This is a genomic window from Marinifilum fragile JCM 15579, assembly GCF_001310955.1.
Taxonomy (GTDB): Bacteria; Bacteroidota; Bacteroidia; order Bacteroidales; family Marinifilaceae; genus Marinifilum; species Marinifilum fragile.
On the sequence record NZ_BAZX01000020.1, the window covers coordinates 36955 to 54382 of the forward strand.

Annotated in this window: 17 protein-coding genes and 2 tRNA genes; 7 read left to right on the forward strand and 12 right to left on the reverse strand. The window is 37.2% G+C overall.

Annotated features, from left to right (window positions below; all coding sequences use genetic code 11):
* Window positions 1-90 precede the first annotated feature (90 nt).
* Window positions 91-720 carry a LysE family translocator gene (locus JCM15579_RS14005; RefSeq protein ID WP_054721079.1) on the forward strand — a complete coding sequence of 210 codons (630 nt, stop codon included), beginning with the start codon at window positions 91-93 and terminating at the stop codon, window positions 718-720.
* 51 nt (window positions 721-771) lie between these two features.
* On the opposite strand, the gene JCM15579_RS20440 is transcribed toward JCM15579_RS14005, so the two are convergent.
* The 4 genes from JCM15579_RS20440 to JCM15579_RS14020 form a co-directional block, all read right to left on the reverse strand.
* Window positions 772-927, reverse strand: a complete 156-nt coding sequence (locus tag JCM15579_RS20440) for a hypothetical protein (protein ID WP_172677443.1) — start codon at window positions 925-927, stop codon at window positions 772-774.
* Window positions 928-1002: 75 nt separating this feature from the next.
* Window positions 1003-1983 (reverse strand): permease, encoded by a 981-nt coding sequence (locus JCM15579_RS14010; RefSeq protein WP_083464694.1) that lies wholly within the window; start codon window positions 1981-1983, stop codon window positions 1003-1005.
* Between the two features lie 435 nt (window positions 1984-2418).
* On the reverse strand, window positions 2419-2991 hold the full coding sequence (gene sigZ, locus JCM15579_RS14015) for an RNA polymerase sigma factor SigZ (RefSeq protein WP_172677444.1): 573 nt from the start codon (window positions 2989-2991) through the stop codon (window positions 2419-2421).
* A 326-nt stretch (window positions 2992-3317) separates the two neighbouring features.
* Window positions 3318-3740 carry a mercuric transporter MerT family protein gene (locus tag JCM15579_RS14020; protein WP_054721081.1) on the reverse strand — a complete coding sequence of 141 codons (423 nt, stop codon included), beginning with the start codon at window positions 3738-3740 and terminating at the stop codon, window positions 3318-3320.
* A 276-nt stretch (window positions 3741-4016) separates the two neighbouring features.
* Here JCM15579_RS14020 and JCM15579_RS14025 point away from each other — a divergent pair, with 276 nt between their 5' ends.
* Both JCM15579_RS14025 and JCM15579_RS14030 read left to right on the forward strand, forming a co-directional pair.
* Window positions 4017-5480: a hypothetical protein gene (locus JCM15579_RS14025; protein ID WP_054721082.1), complete on the forward strand. Its 1464-nt coding sequence runs from the start codon at window positions 4017-4019 to the stop codon at window positions 5478-5480.
* Window positions 5481-5604: 124 nt separating this feature from the next.
* Window positions 5605-6072, forward strand: coding sequence for a hypothetical protein (locus tag JCM15579_RS14030; protein ID WP_054721083.1), 468 nt, complete (start codon window positions 5605-5607; stop codon window positions 6070-6072).
* An 18-nt stretch (window positions 6073-6090) separates the two neighbouring features.
* Here JCM15579_RS14030 and JCM15579_RS14035 read toward each other — a convergent pair whose 3' ends face one another.
* From JCM15579_RS14035 to JCM15579_RS14045, 3 genes are all read right to left on the reverse strand, one after another.
* On the reverse strand, window positions 6091-6618 hold the full coding sequence (locus JCM15579_RS14035; protein ID WP_054721084.1) for a hypothetical protein: 528 nt from the start codon (window positions 6616-6618) through the stop codon (window positions 6091-6093).
* 73 nt (window positions 6619-6691) lie between these two features.
* Complete coding sequence (locus JCM15579_RS14040) at window positions 6692-7729, reverse strand: hypothetical protein (protein WP_054721085.1); 1038 nt, start codon at window positions 7727-7729, stop codon at window positions 6692-6694.
* Window positions 7716-9548: an AAA family ATPase gene (locus JCM15579_RS14045; protein WP_054721086.1), complete on the reverse strand. Its 1833-nt coding sequence runs from the start codon at window positions 9546-9548 to the stop codon at window positions 7716-7718. The genes JCM15579_RS14040 and JCM15579_RS14045 overlap by 14 nt, the downstream gene beginning before the upstream one ends.
* Before the next feature lie 222 nt (window positions 9549-9770).
* On the opposite strand from JCM15579_RS14045, the gene JCM15579_RS14050 reads away from it, so the two are divergent.
* Window positions 9771-11018 (forward strand): hypothetical protein, encoded by a 1248-nt coding sequence (locus tag JCM15579_RS14050; RefSeq protein WP_157471488.1) that lies wholly within the window; start codon window positions 9771-9773, stop codon window positions 11016-11018.
* An 82-nt stretch (window positions 11019-11100) separates the two neighbouring features.
* On the opposite strand, the gene JCM15579_RS14055 is transcribed toward JCM15579_RS14050, so the two are convergent.
* Window positions 11101-11175 (reverse strand) — tRNA-Arg (locus tag JCM15579_RS14055).
* A gap of 45 nt (window positions 11176-11220) precedes the next feature.
* A tRNA-Arg gene (locus tag JCM15579_RS14060) sits at window positions 11221-11295 on the reverse strand.
* A gap of 326 nt (window positions 11296-11621) precedes the next feature.
* Between JCM15579_RS14060 and JCM15579_RS14065 the strand changes: the two genes are divergently transcribed.
* Window positions 11622-12794 carry an MFS transporter gene (locus JCM15579_RS14065; protein ID WP_054721110.1) on the forward strand — a complete coding sequence of 391 codons (1173 nt, stop codon included), beginning with the start codon at window positions 11622-11624 and terminating at the stop codon, window positions 12792-12794.
* 49 nt (window positions 12795-12843) lie between these two features.
* On the opposite strand, the gene JCM15579_RS14070 is transcribed toward JCM15579_RS14065, so the two are convergent.
* The gene (locus JCM15579_RS14070; RefSeq protein WP_054721088.1) at window positions 12844-13608 is read right to left on the reverse strand and encodes an MBL fold metallo-hydrolase; all 765 of its coding nucleotides are present in this window, start codon (window positions 13606-13608) and stop codon (window positions 12844-12846) included.
* A gap of 31 nt (window positions 13609-13639) precedes the next feature.
* Entirely contained in the window at window positions 13640-14572 is a 933-nt protein-coding gene (locus JCM15579_RS14075) for a bile acid:sodium symporter family protein (protein ID WP_054721089.1), read from the reverse strand.
* A gap of 236 nt (window positions 14573-14808) precedes the next feature.
* Between JCM15579_RS14075 and JCM15579_RS14080 the strand changes: the two genes are divergently transcribed.
* A complete protein-coding gene (locus JCM15579_RS14080; RefSeq protein ID WP_054721090.1) occupies window positions 14809-15516 on the forward strand; it encodes an SAM-dependent methyltransferase in 708 nt (235 codons plus the stop codon).
* Window positions 15517-15724: 208 nt separating this feature from the next.
* On the opposite strand, the gene JCM15579_RS14085 is transcribed toward JCM15579_RS14080, so the two are convergent.
* On the reverse strand, window positions 15725-16759 hold the full coding sequence (locus tag JCM15579_RS14085; protein WP_054721091.1) for a DHH family phosphoesterase: 1035 nt from the start codon (window positions 16757-16759) through the stop codon (window positions 15725-15727).
* A gap of 210 nt (window positions 16760-16969) precedes the next feature.
* On the opposite strand from JCM15579_RS14085, the gene JCM15579_RS14090 reads away from it, so the two are divergent.
* Window positions 16970-17389 carry a nucleoside-diphosphate kinase gene (locus tag JCM15579_RS14090; RefSeq protein WP_054721092.1) on the forward strand — a complete coding sequence of 140 codons (420 nt, stop codon included), beginning with the start codon at window positions 16970-16972 and terminating at the stop codon, window positions 17387-17389.
* Window positions 17390-17428: the final 39 nt, after the last annotated feature.

Consider the following 17428-nt stretch of genomic DNA (forward strand, 5'->3'; position numbering starts at 1 on the left):
TGGCACAATTTGATGTGGAAATTGCTAAGGGCCATTTGATCTAATACTACTTAATTTGCTGGTAAGTACTAACGAAAGAATTGTGTAGATATGGAATTAGAGATGATACTTTCTTTTTTAACGGCATCAGTGGTTTTATCAATCATGCCAGGTCCCGATAATATTTTTGTATTGACCGAAAGTGTAAGCAGTGGACAGCGCACAGGCCTGGCCATCTCCTTGGGATTATCGCTTGGAGTTTTGGTGCATACCTCGGCAGCCGCTTTGGGTTTGTCTATTATCATACAGCAATCGGCCCTGGTTTTTTCGATAATTAAATATATGGGAGCTGCCTATTTGTTCTATTTGGCCATTTCTGCTTTAAGAAGTAAAGGCGAGGGAATTCAGGATGAATCGATAAAGCAAGAAGTGCCAATGGGTGCATTCAAGCTGGTTCGAAAAGGTTTCTTGATGAATGTGCTAAACCCCAAGGTTTCCTTGTTTTTCATTGCATTTTTGCCTCAGTTTATTAGCAAATCGGGCATTGCCATTAGTGTTCAAATGATTGTTTTGGGAATCATTTTCATGATACAGGCCTTGATTGTTTTTAGCCTGATCGCCATTCTTTCAGGGCGTTTGAATCGCTACCTGAACAGTCAGAAATTTTGGAAGATTACCCAATGGAGCAAGTTTGGTGTTTTGTCGGTTTTGGCCAGTTTGCTTTTGCTGTCGGAGAAATAATTGTACTGAGAACATCACCTCAAGTGATGCCCTCAGATTAATTAATTGGTTCTAATGGCAGCAATTGCCCTCAGTTTTTTTAGTATCCTCTTTCACCTCTTCAATTTTAATGTCGCAACAGCCTGATGTTGCTTTCTTGTTGTCTTTGACCTCTTCAATCTGAACGGTACAACAACTTGATTTCTTCTTTTTTCCAAATAATCCCATAATCTTAAATTTTAAACATTACTAAGCAATCAGCTTTCAGCGGTCAGCTAACAGCCAATGGCGAATCGCTTTTTCTTACATGATAATATTGAATGCATAACCTGTGATGACTGCTACCAAAAAGATCACTCCAATAAAGGTGATCAGTAACTTCCTCTGGAAAATCTTTGCCAGCATGGTCATTTCAGGAATCGCCATGCCTGCTCCTCCAATGATGAGAGCGATTGAAGTTCCCATGCCCACACCTTTTGAGATGAGAGACATGGCAATGGGAATGGCGGTTTCGGCGCGGATATACAAAGGAATTCCCACTACCGATGCAATGGGCACGGCGAAAATATTTCCCTCACCCGCATACTGAGCTATGGTTTCCCCCTTGGGAAGGTATCCGTAAATGCCAGCCCCTATGGCAACCCCAACAAAGAGGTAGGGCAGAATGGGGCGCAAAGAATCCCAACCTGCTTTTAGCGAAATGGAAACCTTCTCTCCCAGTGGCAGGGATTTTCTGGTGTCTATGCCATTGTTAATGCTATGTCCTCCGCCACTAAGCTTTACGGCTTTCACATGTTTGGCAAAGCCAAATTTCTGGAGCAGGTATCCAAAGGCAACTGCCAGGGCAAAGGAGAAGGCGAAGTAAATGGCCGCGTTTTTCACCCCTACCGTAGCGGCTAACATGGCCACGATAATTGGATTTAGCAGGGGAGATGAAATTAAGAATGACATCACCGAACCAAAGGGAAGCTTGGCATTTAAAAATCCTACGGTCATAGGAATTGTGGAACAAGCACAAAATGGTGTTACCGCTCCAAAAGTGGCTGCAGCAATGTTCCCAAGTATTCCTTTGCCTTCGAATAACTTCTTCAGTTTGTTCTGATTCACATGCATCATGATAAATTCGATGATGGCCGTGATGGCAATAAACAGAACAAACAGTTCCAGGGTAATGAAAACGAAGTTTCCAAGTGATTTTGTTAATGCCTCATAAAAAGGTGTGGGAACTACCCCCAGCGTGTGGTAAAATAAATTTTTGAATGCTAGTATTATATTTTCTTGCATGATTTCTACTTGTTGATTGTTAATGATGAATTGATTTGACGATTAGATTCAGGTCTCATTCATTAACCGGGACAACAAGAAGTTTTTCCGCTTCTGCCGTAAACCTGTTTTAGCCAGGCTATGGATTTGTTCTTTTCTTTCATTATCATCCTAAACTGATATTGTTTTCACAATAGAGTCGCAGAAGGATGGTAAAAGATGCAGGAGGGGGGTGATTTTCGAACAAAGTTCTCAACTTCCCCTTCTTCTTAAAGTTTTTCTGCGTCTAATCAGCTTGACCTTCCAATGCCGGCAAAGCCCGCTCGAATTGAGCAGTTTATTGTAGATCACCTCACGATCTCTTTTAATCTCTAACATTTTCACTTTAAGTACTGAAAGTATTCCAAGTACTTTAGGCACTTATAGTATTTGCCCACTAAAAATGATATAGAGTCTTTATCGCTTTCGCTGATTTCTCTTTTCAAGAAGAGGGGTGCAATGGTCCTTAATCTCACAGGAGATGATGTTGCCCTGTGCATCGAGTTCCACATCGCAGCATTCAAAAAATAAATCGCGAAGCTTTTTGCGAGCGCGCTGTACCCTCGATTTGGCCCCGGGGAGAGAGATGTCCAGCTTTTGGGCAATCTCTTTTTGAGGGATGCCATCAATATCGCTCCACTTCAGGGGAAGCGCATACTCTTCGGGCAGCAGGCTAATCATGTCGGACACATCATCGGAAAGGATTTGTTGAAAATCGGCCGAGTTCAGGTGGTTCAGGTTAATGTAGTCCTCTTCGCGAAAGTCTTTGTTTTGCAGGCGGAAATAATCGGCAATGGTATTGCGAGTTACCTGAAACAGCCAGCTTTTTAAATTTTTAATCTCCTTCTCGCTGATGCACGACTCCATGGTTTTCAGGAAAACTTCCTGAAGCAGGTCGTCGGCACTTGATGTGTCTTTAATCTGTTGGCGAATAAAAGCCAGCAGGTGGGTGCTGTATCGTTGGTATATGTTGTGAATATCGCAATTCATATTGGTACTTTTTTGGTGAAGGATAAAATAAGCAAAAGGGATTGCATTATCAAGAAGCATGAAAACCTTCATTCTCGGATTGAAGCTAGTCTTTATGAACAAGTATTTTGGAGTTTCATAGAAATGCTGAATTAGGCGAGGAACAGCTTGATTTCCGAAATCTCCCTTTTCAGGGGAGATGCCGACAGGCAGAGGGGTGTTTTTAGATTAGATTTTAATGATTTCACCCTTTTGCCAGCCGTCTCAATAATTGTATCTAAAGTAGATCATTCAAGAGAATGAAGGTTCCGTTTTATAATGATTTATTGCTGCCCTGCCTTGCTTAATCAATGATTTTGTGAACATTCGCCATTGCAACTACTGCTTTCAGGACTAGCCTGGCTGGGGCAGCATGACTTTGTGGCATTTGAATTTGTAAGGCTCAGCCCCAAAAGGACGATGATAAAAAAGCTTACCACCCAAAGAAAAAGTTTAGACCTTCCATTGCCCTTTGTTTTACCAGCAGACTCGGTGCTGCAACAATTACCGCTCTTTTTAAAGTAAAGACGGTAGAAACCAATGCCCAGGGATATCAGGGCAACTGAGATAAGGTAGGGCTGCAGGGTATGTAAATAATTCAGCTGACTGGCCCCAATTCCTACCGAGGCCAAAATGCCCGCAATAACAGGAGCTCCACAGCAGGTAATACTTCCCAGGGCGGCAAGAATGGCTGCACCTGCTCCTGCAAAAGATGATCGATCACTTTTCATATTCCATATATTTTAATTCGTAACATGTATAGGTGTCGGGAAGGAAGGGGAAAAGATGCAGGAATTTTGAAAAAAGTGAAGTGGATAACAAAATTACTGATGAAGTAAAGTTTTTAATGGCCTGTTGGAAGAAATATCAGGAATCTTAATTCCGCAAACGATATAAGTGTTATCCCTTTAAAAATGGGGCTTCTAAGAGGAGATGTATTGGTAGGAATTCTGTATCTTTAACAATTGAAAAGCACACCTATTCATTAATTACAAGAAGTCTGGCGAATGATAAATGAAGTTGTAAAAATACACGATAAGTTTTCTGTAGAGATCAAAATGGGCTACGAACCCAGCAAGGAAAGAAAGGTAAACGAGTTTTCGATTAAAACCTGGCTGTTCGTTCCAAGCAGTTTGGATATCAATCCATCCACCTACAAGAAGGAAGACTTTTACAACGATTTTAATTCCAACATCCGTTTGATTACCCCGCCTTACCTGCTAAGGGAAATTGCCTTGGGCAATCAATCGGTGTTCAAGTATTTGGAGGACTCCTTTCAGAAGGTGGCCAATTATCCCTCTTCCAGGAATGAAGCAAACTATGAGTATCACATTCGCATGTTTCATACCATTCTTCGTTCAGCGCTTCGCCGCGAAATTCAGCATATCTTTAGAAATGAACAGGAAGAAGATCGCCAATATCTCATAAAGGATTACCTGAGTAATGTTCGAAAAATTGGGGAGCGATACCGTGAACTGCGAAGAATTGTTAATGTTCCTACGGTTCGGAAGGAGATGTTCGATTACTTTCTGTTTGGGGATGAGTTCATGAGCAATCAATTCGATGAACATTCCTACTATTTGCACCGAGGATTGCGCAAAGTGAATGATCCGGAGATTGAAAAACGCAAGCAGGAAATTCTAAACCTGGTGCGCGATGAGGTAGCCTACAAGAAAAGCAAAAACTACCTGGTGATAGAGGAGAAGCCTACCGACAAAAACCGATGGTTTGTGCATCGCAGGGGAGCCTTTAAGAAGTATTTCGAAGGACAGCTATTGCTTTCGGTCCGCAAGAAAAAGGAAGGGGTATTCATGATTCAGTTTCTGTATAGCATAGCTGCAGGATTGGCCATGATTATTGGTGCTGCTCTTACCTTTGTGTTTCAGCAGAGCCTGGGGAATTTTACCATTCCTTTGTTTGTTGCCCTGGTAATTATCTACATGCTAAAGGATCGGATCAAAGACCTTAGCCGTCATTATTTGGTAGGAAAGATCAACAAACGATTTTTCGATCACAAAAGTATCATCCGCGTAAAGGGAGATGAGAAAATAGGTTGGTGTAAGGAGAGTTTCGACTTTGTTCGTGAGGATACGGTTCCGCTTCGTGTGATGAAACACCGGAACCGATCGAGAATTGTGGATGTAGAAAGCCGTGGAGTGGGAGAGAAAATCATTTTCTACAGAAAGCTGCTTCGCTTGGATCAAAAGGCTTTGGACAATTCCTATGGCAACTACAACATTACAGGGGTTGTGGATATCATTCGTTTTAATGTATCGCGATTTATTCAGAAAATGGACAATCCTGAAATTCCTCTTTACTACCTAAAGGATGATCAGTTCGAAAAGACAGCGGGCGAAAAGGTCTATTTTATGAACATGGTGATTCGTTTCAAAATGGACGATCAGACCAGCTATCGTCGCTATCGAATCATTTTTAACCGACGAGGCATTAAGAAGGTAGAGAAGGTATAAGTTTAATTCCATTTTACAAAATGAGAATTAATGTCCAAAATTTATGACAAATATCAGCTTTTGTAACTTTAAGAATTATTAAATTGATACTGATATTATTAGTATTAATCTAAAACTAAATTTCATGCAAAAAAATGTATTCGATTTGGTTTTAACTGCTGAGGAGCAAACTCAAATTGATGATGCTCTTAAAGTACTAAATGATGTATTGCTGCCTAAACTGCAAATCTTATCTGATGGTAAGAAAGATTTGCTAAACATGGGCGACAAATCGATAGGTTTTGTAGACAAGGCACATGAGGTGGCTCGTCAGGAAACCGACCTTTTAGGAGGATTCATCGATTTGCAGGCATTCGATCATGATGTAGCGGCAATTGATAGTCTTAGGGCTATTAATTTTAAATTGTCGCAATTGCATTCAGCAGTTGAAGATTCATTCGCAGTGGCAGGGAGCGAAGCTTACAATGCATCTTTAATGGTGTATAGTTTGATGAAAAATGCTGCCAAAATGGGATACCCAGGTGCAAAGGATAAGGTTGACGAAATGTCGGCTCGTTTCCCTGGACGTACCAAAAAGAAAACAGACGAGTAAACCCGCCTGTTTTATTAGCTAGTGGAAAAGGGTACTGCGTTGCGGTATCCTTTTCTCGTTTACAATATCTGCAAAAGCATTAGCATTGCCAAAGAATTGAACTTTTCTTCCACCAATAGGGAAGTGCCAGGTGTAAAAGGATGGTTTGGAAGGAAAAAGGAAAAAATTGCAAGCGATACATCGTTTTTGATATAGAAGTATGGCAATTTGCCATTGCCAGGCTCGAACTTTCTGTTGCAGATAGAAAGTTTGATGTGGATGACAGAAAAGTTCCTGTCGTAAATAGAAAAGTTGATGTGTTGGCATAGAAAAATTGCTGTTGTGAATGGCAAATTTCCTGTCGGCGATAGCAATTTTGCTGTCGCGGATATCAATTTTACTGTCCGGCACAGCAATGTTTCCATCATATACATCTCGGTGCATGTTGCGGATAGAAACATTGGGGTTGCCGATAGCAATTTTGAGCTGTATCTGCTTTCTTTTTGTATTCTTTTGCCCTTGGTAGCCTACACTGAGAGCATCACTTGGAGTGATACCCTCAGCCATATGGATTTGATGCTCTCACTGGAGTGAGGGGTTCAATAAGAAAGTATCATACTTTCAGTATTAGTATATATCGCTATTTAATTATTCCAAACTCCTTAGCAATATCGATAGTTAGTTTTGATAATGGCCTCTTATTTATGTCATCTTCGTTAATGTAATTGGCTAAATATGCCTGTAGAAAATCTTCTTGAGAAGAAAAGATATCAGGAAAACATTCGTGCAAAGAATCCATATAGTCTTCATTATACAATTGAGCTTTCTTTAATATTTCTAGAACGTAATCTTTATGGTTTTGATAGAGTTCTTCAATAAAAAAGAGTTCCTTAGTTAGGAAAGCTTCTTTTGTTTCACTTCCATTTTTAGGGACCAAATTAATTTTGAAGACTTCTGTTTTGTTATTTAGTAGGGCTGTTCCAAAATATTGTTCTATATCTTTTTTTCTAACACCCTCTTTCATTATAATATCTTCTTTGTTTTCGAAATCAACAGTAAAGCGATAATGTTTATCTAAACTATCAGAGTAAGGATGGAGTATAGTCCAATCTCTTTTGTGTTTTAAACGTGAGTTACAAATAGTACAACATGGAATGAGATTGTAAAGTGAAATTGCTAAGTATGGATATTTTTCTTTTGAATAGAAGTGATCAATGTCTGGCTTTAAATTGGGATTATGACCTTTAATCCATTCATAAGTTTGGTTATCAAATTTTTCTCTAAGTGGAGTTAGCTTTCTTCTATTTAATCTTTTGGTTGGATTGATAAAAATTCTATTGCAATAAGGACATGCATTTACTCCAAGTTTTTTAAAATAACTGTAGGCTCCCCATTTTGGAGGTTTATTGTCTCTAAATATTTCGTAGTTAAATATCAGTTTTAATTCATTATTGATGTTACCAGTTATGACTGGACACAATTGAATAATTTGTAGTAACTGCTCTTTTTCGCCAATAAGTAAGTTTTCAAGATTTTCTATCAGAAAATCATACAATTGAGGAGCATTGTGTCGGTGCAGGTTTAACTTGTTTAATATTTCTAAATTGCCCATACAAAAATCATAATGCACCTTTTCTATTTTTGCCTTTTCTAGCTCTTTAATTTTAATTATTTGCATGACCATTTAGATTTTGAATAAATTCTTGAAGCTCGCTTGAAGTAAGAGATGAGGTTAATTTATTCTCAAGTTCTTTGAATTTATCTTCTTTTGATAGTGTTTGATTCAATCGTTCATTGAGCAGTTTTTGTAACCTGCTTTTAAGTAAAGGTTCTCCAATTTGATCAATTATGAATTGATACTCATCTTTGTTTTTGACAATTGTTTTAGGAGTTTTTCTCTTGTCTGTCAAAGCATGAATTACGCTGTCAATCTTGCCCTTCGCAAACTCACCCATTAAACCATTCTCTAAAAAGAAGGAATTACGATACAGGGAGTGGATATTGGCACCAAAGGTGTGTGTCATATCCTCGGGTTGTTTTACTTCACATTCTCCATTATCCTTTTTATTTAAAAAGATGATGTTGTCTTTTGGGAGGTCTGAGGCTAGGAAGGGGGAGTGAGAAGTTAGCAGCAATTGTATATTTTGGTTTTCCTTTAGAAGTTTTGGAAGAAATTTTATAAGAGCGTTTAGATATTTTTTTTGCCATTGTGGATGTAATGAAGTTTCTCCTTCATCTATGCATAAAAGTATTATATTACTATCTTCAATTTGCTTGAATAGTTCAAAAAATATTCCAAATTGATTTAGTATTACTTCTTCTCCTGCACTTAAACCTTTCCAAGATAAGTTTAATACATTTTGAAATTCGATCCCTAATGATTCAATTATCTTATTATAGAAATCTATCGCATTTAAATTCTCATGATTCAAGGTAATATCTTTAGTGTTTTTTCCATATTTGAGAATTATTGGTTCACTTAAATTGCGAGTCGTACTATTTTCAATAATATAATCAACAAGAAGTTTTGTTTTATTTATTGCTTGTTGAGCTTTTTTAAGAATTGGAGTATCTTTTTCAGATTCTTTTCTAATTTTATCGAATAAACTAGTTATAACACTATCATCAGAAAGGCTCTTTTTAATTTCAATTTCATTAGGGAACTTATAAGGCGTATAGTTACTTAAAATTAACAGTATAGTTAAATTGATTCTAAAAGTTAAGTTTTCTTGAGTCGTTTTTAAACTTTCAACAAAGGGGTAAATTATAGATTCTAATTTGTACGATATGGCAGGATATGTTATTGAAAGACTATTTGGTTGAAATGTTGTCTTAAATGTTTCAGTAAATTCATCGTTAAAATTTCTTAAAAATTCTATTTGTCTTTGAGTGTTGATATACTGATATTTTATAAATACATCTCTAAAATTTGCTGGTTGTTGTACACTTATATCACCGCTATCAAGTTGTCCAAACATAGATAAAGAATTTATTTTAAATAGAGGTCCATTACTTGAAATAGCAGTAAGGGTTGTATTTATATCTCTATGTTCTAAATGAGAATTATAATATGCCCAATAAAGCTGATTAATATCTAATGAATTTCCTTTTTGAATTTTAAGATCAATTTTTTTCTGAGGTGATAATTCAACATCTACACCACTAGAATAATAAAATAAACAGTTATTTTTTTTGTAGCATATAACGAAAAGATTATCATCATTTGCTATTGAACTCATTATAAATTCAAGAAAATTTGTTTTTCCCGAACCATTTTTCCCAATAACAGCAGTAGCGTTAATGATTTTTGAAGAATTAAAAAAATCATCAGGTATTGAGGTATTTTTTTTTTGAGTGGATAATTCAACTTTATTAATATGCCTTGAATATTTTTCAATTCTTAGTTCTTTTGTTGAAAACGAATACTTAGGCGAAAAGTTAAATCCCTGATTCTTGATGTTTTTGTAGTTTTCAATCCAAACGTATAGCAGTTCCATAATAACAGGTGTTTTGTGTTTGACGCTGTCAGCATCTAGCAGTCTGACAGGTCGGAAAAACCTGACAGCATCCAGAGGATCTGTCAGCCTTGATAATATTGTAAGATTTTTAAATGTAAGAAATTCATCTCATAATCTGCTGTAAAAAAGTATATAATGTTTAACAATGGATGGAATTATTTATTAAATTGTAGGGGAACTTATGAAAAGAAGACTTTTGTTATGGCTAAGAAGAGGAAAAAGAAAAACAACCAAATGGTTCGAAAGCCTTTGAATAAAAAGAATGGCTTAAAAGTATTCGAGAAGAAGATGTATGAGTTTTTGCGGACTAAATTTCCGAATGAAAAAGAGATTCGCTTTAGTTCAATGGAAATGAATATCATGTTTGTTTTCCGAATTGTAGTACCTAACCCCGTAAAAACAGAAGGCCAAAATGTTAGTTCAAGCGAAATGAATCGTATTGGTCATTTGATTCAAAAAAGACTGCGCGAACCCATATTGCTTCACGATGGTGTTTGGTACTCTACCATTGAATTGGGACTGTTGTATTGTTATTTCTGTGTAATGAATGACAAAAGAATAACGCCTCAAAGAAGGATGGAATTGTGGCAATATATTGGAAATGCCAATGAAATCAGTTTAACAGCTGCAACAATAGCAGAACATTATGCGGATGCTTTTAGAAAGACCATAACAGCCATTAGTAGTGTTAGAAATAAGATTTACAGTTTAAATATTCGAGAAACCTATTATGATCCGAAAAATCCTGTCCTGGAGTTTGGACATAGGATTTGTGTAGGATATGCCAGGTCGAAAAAGATTGAAATTAAAGGGAAGGTGCGAATGGTATATCGTTTTATACTGCCCCGTATTCATGAATCACCTTGGTATGGACAGATGGGAGCTTCGGATTTAAAGGAGGTATATCATGGTAGCAAGGAATGGTTAGATATTTATATTCAGGCCCATGCTTTGGAACGCTTAAAGGAAAGATTGGATTTGTTGGATGAGGAGGCTTTGAATTATGCCATTTACGAAAGCTTTTTAAATCTCGAATTTTTGATTCTAAGTGATGGTTACGTTTTAATTACGGTGGAACTATTCAAATGTAAAGTTGGGTATTGGGTTGCCAATATTATTAATGATGATTTTGTGATTCGCACCTTTTTATTCGTTACCCATGCGAAAACACCCGAAGGAGATAAACTGAAGGAGATTTGCGGTTTGGAGCGAAAAGACGTGCCTTACTGGAAGATTGATCGCCTGAGTACCTTTATGAATGTTGATGCAGAACAGTATCCTAAACTTTCGGCCATGTTCGAAGAGGCAGGATGTGGCGATTTGTTTAAACTGCACAACGAAGAATTCTCGGTTGAAGCCATGCAGACCGCTAATTTGGATGGATTACGCGAGTATGTATTAAAAGGACGAATGGAAGTGGAGGAGCCGGTAGAAGAGTTTGAGTATTGAGGTGGTATGATTAAATGAAAATTTCAATTCTGAGATAGAAATCAGTACAAACAAAAAAGGGTAGCAAATTGCTACCCTTTCGTGATCCAGCCAGGATTCGAACCTGGGACCCACAGCTTAGAAGGCTGTTGCTCTAATCCAACTGAGCTACTGGACCGGCCTTATAGAAACATTAAATTTTTAAACTTTTAAGAAAGTTTTGTGATCCAGCCAGGATTCGAACCTGGGACCCACAGCTTAGAAGGCTGTTGCTCTAATCCAACTGAGCTACTGGACCATCCTTAAAAGGCGATGCAAATATAGGGATTAATTGCGCTTTTAAGCAAATGTTTTTATGATTTTTTTTTCAGATATATGGCTAAAAGGCACTAAATACTTAGGTTTCAGAAAGAATAATTTTTGAAAATATTTTCATTCGGCAATGATATTTTAGCTGGTAGGGCAGGAATAGGGCAGATGCTCCGGATAGAGCCTATCATTCATGGGTGAAAATCTTCTTTTTTTCATCCAATTGAGGAATAATCTTTCCTTAATCGAAGCTCTTGTGTCAATATATTTTAAGATTTGAGCAGAGAAATTATCTTTGCATTTCAAATTAAGCAGATGTCAAGAACTTACGCTGGAAATATTCCCAAACTGTATGCTATTAAAATAGCCAAGTGGTTCATGTTAACCATGCCGATCATTGTTCTGTTTTACCAGGAAAACGGTTTAAGCATGCAAGATGTACTTACTCTAAAGGGAATTTATTCTGTTGCTGTGGTAGTTCTTGAAATTCCTTCGGGATATCTGGCCGATGTTTGGGGACGCAAGAAATCATTGATTCTTGGTGCAATATTGGGATGCCTGGGATTTGTTGTATACTCGTTCAGTTATGGATTTACAGGTTTTCTGGCTGCTGAATTAATTCTTGGAATAGGGAGCAGTTTTATTTCGGGTTCCGATTCGGCAATGCTTTACGATAGTCTTTTAAAAATGAATCGCGAAAAAGAATATCTAAAGCAGGAGAGTAGGGTAATGTCTGTTGGAAATTTTGCGGAAGCAATTGCCGGAATCGCAGGGGGTAGTTTGGCTCTAATTAGTTTGCGAACCCCTTTTGTACTGCAATCATTTATCGCCTTTATAGCAATACCAGCGGCATTTTTGCTTTTGGATCCCAATCAGGATTCCCAAAAATCGAAAGCTGGTTTCAAACACATCTTAAACATTGTGAAGTTCTCCCTTTGGGATAGTGCAAAGCTTCGTTGGAACATTGTGCTTTCATCGGTGATTGGTTGTGCTACGCTAACTTTGGCCTGGTTTATACAGCCGTATTTAAAGGATTTAGATATGGAAGTGAGCACCATTGGTGTGATTTGGACCCTATTGAATTTAACGGTTGGTTTTGTGGCTTTGTTGGCTCACCGAGTTGAGGGTTACCTGGGGAAAATTGGAACTTCAACTTTTATAGTAATTGGTATTTCAAGCGGCTTTATTTTAAGTGGTTGGTTTCACTCCTTAATTGGGGTTGGCGTTTTCTTCTTTTTCTATTTTGTGCGAGGAATTGCTACGCCGGTACTGAAGGACTATATCAATAGAATTACCGAATCGGATATGCGAGCCACGGTTTTATCGGTGCGTAACTTTATCATCAGGATTTGTTTTGCTGTGATTGGACCTTTCCTGGGATGGTACACCGACCATTACAGCATTTCATCAGCCTTGATGCTGGCCGGAAGTATTTTCCTTGTTCTTGGTGGAGTGAGTGTGATTTTTATGAGAAAAGTGGAGAGGTAATTGATTTTGCTCTCAAATACCCCATTTATACAATTTTACTTTTCAACTGTTAGACTTCGATTGTAAGTTCATCGTAAGCCAAATAAACATTCTCAGGAAGTTCAGCCTGAACATCATCATGGAATCCCATTTGGTGACTGATATGAGTAAAGTAGGCCTTTTCTGGTTTCAATTCGTTCACCAGGTCAATAGCTTCTGATAGGTTGTAATGCGAAATGTGTTTTTCTTTTCTGAGAGCATTCACCACCAATACCTTGATGCCTTTTAGTTTCTCTATCTCTTCGGGAGAGATAGAGTTTGCATCTGTGATGTAAGCCAAATTGCCTATTCGATATCCGTAAACCGGTAGTTTTAAGTGCATGGCTCTTATGGGTTGAATTGTAGTTCCATTTATTCGGAAAGGTTCGTTGTTCACCTCAATCAAATTCATTTGAGGAATGCCAGGATACTTAAATTCAGCAAAAACGTAGGCAAACTCTTTTTTAAGAGATTCTTGAACTCGTTTCTCTGCATAAATATTTACGGCAGTTTTGTTTACCCAGTTGAATGCTCTTATATCGTCCAAGCCTGCAGTGTGATCCTTGTGTTCATGAGTAAATAGAATAGCGGATATATTTTCAACACCTGCACGTAGCATTTGGTATCTGAAATCAGGACCACTATCAATTACAATATTTTGATTGTCAACAGTAATCAATACAGAGGTTCGCAATCGCTTGTCTTTTTTATTATCAGATAAGCAAACAGGGCATTTGCATGCAATAATTGGCACGCCTTGAGAAGTTCCAGTTCCAAGAAAAGTTAGTTTTACCATACTTTGTTCTAATCAGAATTCAACCCTTCGGTTAATTTGATTTTTTTGAATCTTTGAGTTCTTTTCGGATGGATAGAAACAGTAGATAAGCCAATACAAATACTGCTAAAACAGCAGATGGAATTGCAGCTTTTTCACCAAACAAAGTTAATGCTGTAACCACAGCAAAACCAGAGCTTTTTACCGTTACCAATAAATTTTGAGTCATAGCAACCGGAGCAGGAACTCCAATTTTTTTGCTTATTTTCTCAAAAGTCCATCCTAAACCGAAAATCCCCAGAAATAAAACCAAAGAAACCAGTAAGAGTATTTCAAAATTAGAAAAAAATACCTGTCGGTTTAACCCTACAGCAGTAAAAATTATGAGTGCAAATCCCCAATCAACAATTCTACCTCTCACTTTTTCGATTGTTGGTTTTATTGGTTTCCACAATAAAAGTCGAGAAATCAGTAAAGGGATGATTACCAGCTGAACCATTGCAATGAATAAATCTAAAGGATTTATGCCTCCGTCAACATTGGAGAATAATCCAACGATTAAAGGAGCAAAAAACAATGAAGATATGAATGCACCCAAAGTTCCTACAATGGCATATTTTAAGTCACCATCTAAAATGTGAGAAAATGGAATAACCGCAACGCCTGGTGGTGTTGAGGCTATTACAACAAATCCTAAAAACAACTCGGGGGTAGGCATTAAGAAATAGGAAAGAGAAATCACTACTGCGCCAAAAACCACATAATTGAGAAAGGAACCCATTAGCATTGGCTTGATCATTTTCTTTAATGGAAACATGGCCTTTGTCGAAATTCCAGTTGTAGAGAAGGTCATAACCACTGCCAGTACGTAAAAAGTGTAATTCTTAAACAGGGAAGCATGTTGACCAATGACTAAGCCGAGTATTACTGCCAATACCAAGATGAAGTTTCTATTTAATATGATTTTTGTAGCAAACTCTTTCATTCTGTAATGATAAATGATAATTTAGATGTAAAGATGAAACTTTTTTAATTGGTTTCAAAATTATTTAGAATTATTCCAGATAGAAAATAAAGCTGAATTTTAGAAAGGCGGAAAAGCAAAAAGTGGAGGAGATTTGGAATCTTTTTGGGTATCCCGTTTTACAAAACGATAAATCGAATTGGATACAAAATCAATAATACAAGTAATTTCGTACATTTGCCGAAAATTAAATCATCATGAAAGGCAAGTTATATTTGATCCCAACAACTTTGGGTGATACATCCATTAATCAAGTAATTCCTCAGGATATTCAAGAGCTGATTCCAACCATTAAGCATTTTATTGTGGAAAATATAAGAACGGCACGCAGGTATCTTAAAAAGGTGAATTCTGCCATTAATATTGATGAGCTTCGCTTTTATGAATTAAATAAACACAGTTCGCCTAACGAAATTTCAGGATATTTGAATGCGATTAAAGATTTTGATATCGGGATCATTTCGGAAGCAGGTTGTCCAGGAGTTGCTGATCCGGGAGCTGATGTTGTAAAATTGGCTCACGAAAAGAACATACAAGTAGTGCCATTGGTGGGTCCATCCTCAATTTTAATGTCGCTGATAGCATCGGGTTTTAATGGACAAAACTTTGCCTTTAATGGATATTTACCAATAAAAGCCAATGAACGATCGAAAAAAATAAAGGAGTTGGATTCAAGATCATTGAGTGAAAATCAAACGCAAATCTTTATTGAGGCTCCATATCGTAATAACAAATTGGTTGAAGATTTAATTGCTAATTGTAGCGGAGCCACTAAGTTGTGTATTGCAGTGGATATTACAATGGAGAGTGAATTTATTAAAACCCTTCCCATAAAAGCATGGAAAGGAATGGATATTGATTTGCACAAGAAACCAGCAATTTTCCTATTGCACCGAGAAAAATAATATCAAAAAAACAGCGCAGATTGTAAAAACCTGCGCTGCGAACATTATAGTTAAAAATTTAGGCATAATCCCGACCGCCTAAAACCGGGATTACTTCTTGACTTCGTCTTTTTATCCCTAAAATTTACAAAACCACTATTTAAGACAAGACTTTAGTCGGCTTATATAGGGCAAATATCATACCATCAGGTCTTTTTTGTTGTCTAAATTAGATGTTGAGACTCTTATAAAATGCAGGTATTACAGCTTTAAATTTGTCAATGGCATCTTTAAGATTATCCGAGGTTCTTCCTCCGGCAGCGTTCATGTGACCTCCACCATTAAAATGTGTTGAAGCCACAGCATTTATAGGTACATTGCCTTTTGATCGGAAAGAGATTTTTACCATATCTTCTTTCTCAATAAATATTACCGATACCAGCATTCCTTGTATGGATAGAGGGTAATTTACAAAACCTTCCGTATCGCCATCTTTGTAATTGAATCGTAGTAAATCGTCTTTGGTTAAAGTGATAATTGCGGTTTGGTATTCGCTTAAAACTTCAAGTCCTTGATCCAAACAGTGGCCCAACAATTTCATTCTGTCGGTAGAGAAATTATCGTATACATTTGAATGGATCTTACTCTTATCGATTCCTCTTGCCAATAAATCTCCAACAATTTGATAGGTTCTTGGGTTGGATGAATTGTAACTTAATCCGCCAGTATCTGTAACGATTCCTGTATACAAGCATTCTGCAATGTGGGTGTCGATTAAGTTTTCATCGCCAAGAGCCTCAATAAACTCATACATGAACTCACAAGTGGCACACATTGCTGTATCCGAAAACATCAAGTCAACAATTTGTTCAGGTTCTGGATGGTGATCAATCATGATCTTTTTTGCTGGCAAATCTTGCAGAACTTTCTCCAAATCTCCCGATCTTTTAAAAGAGTTGTGATCGACAATAAATACCAGGTCAGATGATTTTAAATAATCCTCGGCTTCTTTTTTGCCATTTGTATAGATCATCACCTCCGAATTTTGTGGCAACCAATTCAAAAATACTGGATACGCACTCGGGCTGATAATTTTAGGGGTTTTACCTTTTTTCTTTAAATACTGGTACAATGCTAAGGATGAACCTATGGCATCGCCATCGGGACCAGAGTGGGGGATTATTGCTATTTGTTTTGATTCCTCCAACAGAATTTCTGCCTTCTTAATCAAATCACTATCTATTCTATTCTTTATATTATTCATTCTCTTAAGAGTAAATATGATTCAAAATTAGTGGGTAAAGATAGAAATTGATAGGCAGAATTCATCATTTTAAAATGATTTGCCAGTGAAACGGGATTCAGTGCAATTAGCTAATTAGAATTATTCCAAATAAATTATTGGGATTTTATTGCATGCCTAAACAGAAATATTATTTTTGTATACCTAGGTTAAACTTATACACACATATTAATGAGAAGCGATAGAACTTTTACAATGATTAAGCCTGATGCAGTAGCAGCGGGTCATATTGGAGCAATTCTGGCAAAAATTAATGAAGCTGGATTTAGAATTGTAGCCATGAAATACACTCAAATTACCAAGGAACAAGCGAAGAGGTTTTACGAAGTTCACAAGGATCGTCCGTTTTACGATGAATTGACTGATTTTATGAGCTCTGGACCAATTGTAGCTGCAATTTTGGAAAAGGAAGATGCTGTAGCTGCTTTCAGAAAGTTAATTGGAGCAACCAATCCAGCCGAAGCAGAAGAAGGTACAATTCGTAAAGAGTTCGCAGAATCAATGTCGAAAAATGCAGTCCACGGTTCAGATAGCGACGAAAATGCTTGCATCGAAGGAGCATTTTATTTCTCTGCAACAGAAGTGATTTAAATAATATCAAATATCCAGAAAGCACATTGATGACTTATT

Bases quoted from the DNA above. Each gene is read 5' to 3' on its own strand.
- JCM15579_RS14005 (WP_054721079.1), top strand. From the start codon at position 91: ATGGAATTAGAGATGATACTTTCTTTTTTAACGGCATCAGTGGTTTTA.
- JCM15579_RS20440 (WP_172677443.1), bottom strand. From the start codon at position 927: ATGGGATTATTTGGAAAAAAGAAGAAATCAAGTTGTTGTACCGTTCAG.
- JCM15579_RS14010 (WP_083464694.1), bottom strand. From the start codon at position 1,983: ATGCAAGAAAATATAATACTAGCATTCAAAAATTTATTTTACCACACG.
- sigZ (WP_172677444.1), bottom strand. From the start codon at position 2,991: ATGAATTGCGATATTCACAACATATACCAACGATACAGCACCCACCTG.
- JCM15579_RS14020 (WP_054721081.1), bottom strand. From the start codon at position 3,740: ATGAAAAGTGATCGATCATCTTTTGCAGGAGCAGGTGCAGCCATTCTT.
- JCM15579_RS14025 (WP_054721082.1), top strand. From the start codon at position 4,017: ATGATAAATGAAGTTGTAAAAATACACGATAAGTTTTCTGTAGAGATC.
- JCM15579_RS14030 (WP_054721083.1), top strand. From the start codon at position 5,605: ATGCAAAAAAATGTATTCGATTTGGTTTTAACTGCTGAGGAGCAAACT.
- JCM15579_RS14035 (WP_054721084.1), bottom strand. From the start codon at position 6,618: ATGGCTGAGGGTATCACTCCAAGTGATGCTCTCAGTGTAGGCTACCAA.
- JCM15579_RS14040 (WP_054721085.1), bottom strand. From the start codon at position 7,729: ATGCAAATAATTAAAATTAAAGAGCTAGAAAAGGCAAAAATAGAAAAG.
- JCM15579_RS14045 (WP_054721086.1), bottom strand. From the start codon at position 9,548: ATGGAACTGCTATACGTTTGGATTGAAAACTACAAAAACATCAAGAAT.
- JCM15579_RS14050 (WP_157471488.1), top strand. From the start codon at position 9,771: ATGGCTAAGAAGAGGAAAAAGAAAAACAACCAAATGGTTCGAAAGCCT.
- JCM15579_RS14065 (WP_054721110.1), top strand. From the start codon at position 11,622: ATGTCAAGAACTTACGCTGGAAATATTCCCAAACTGTATGCTATTAAA.
- JCM15579_RS14070 (WP_054721088.1), bottom strand. From the start codon at position 13,608: ATGGTAAAACTAACTTTTCTTGGAACTGGAACTTCTCAAGGCGTGCCA.
- JCM15579_RS14075 (WP_054721089.1), bottom strand. From the start codon at position 14,572: ATGAAAGAGTTTGCTACAAAAATCATATTAAATAGAAACTTCATCTTG.
- JCM15579_RS14080 (WP_054721090.1), top strand. From the start codon at position 14,809: ATGAAAGGCAAGTTATATTTGATCCCAACAACTTTGGGTGATACATCC.
- JCM15579_RS14085 (WP_054721091.1), bottom strand. From the start codon at position 16,759: ATGAATAATATAAAGAATAGAATAGATAGTGATTTGATTAAGAAGGCA.
- JCM15579_RS14090 (WP_054721092.1), top strand. From the start codon at position 16,970: ATGAGAAGCGATAGAACTTTTACAATGATTAAGCCTGATGCAGTAGCA.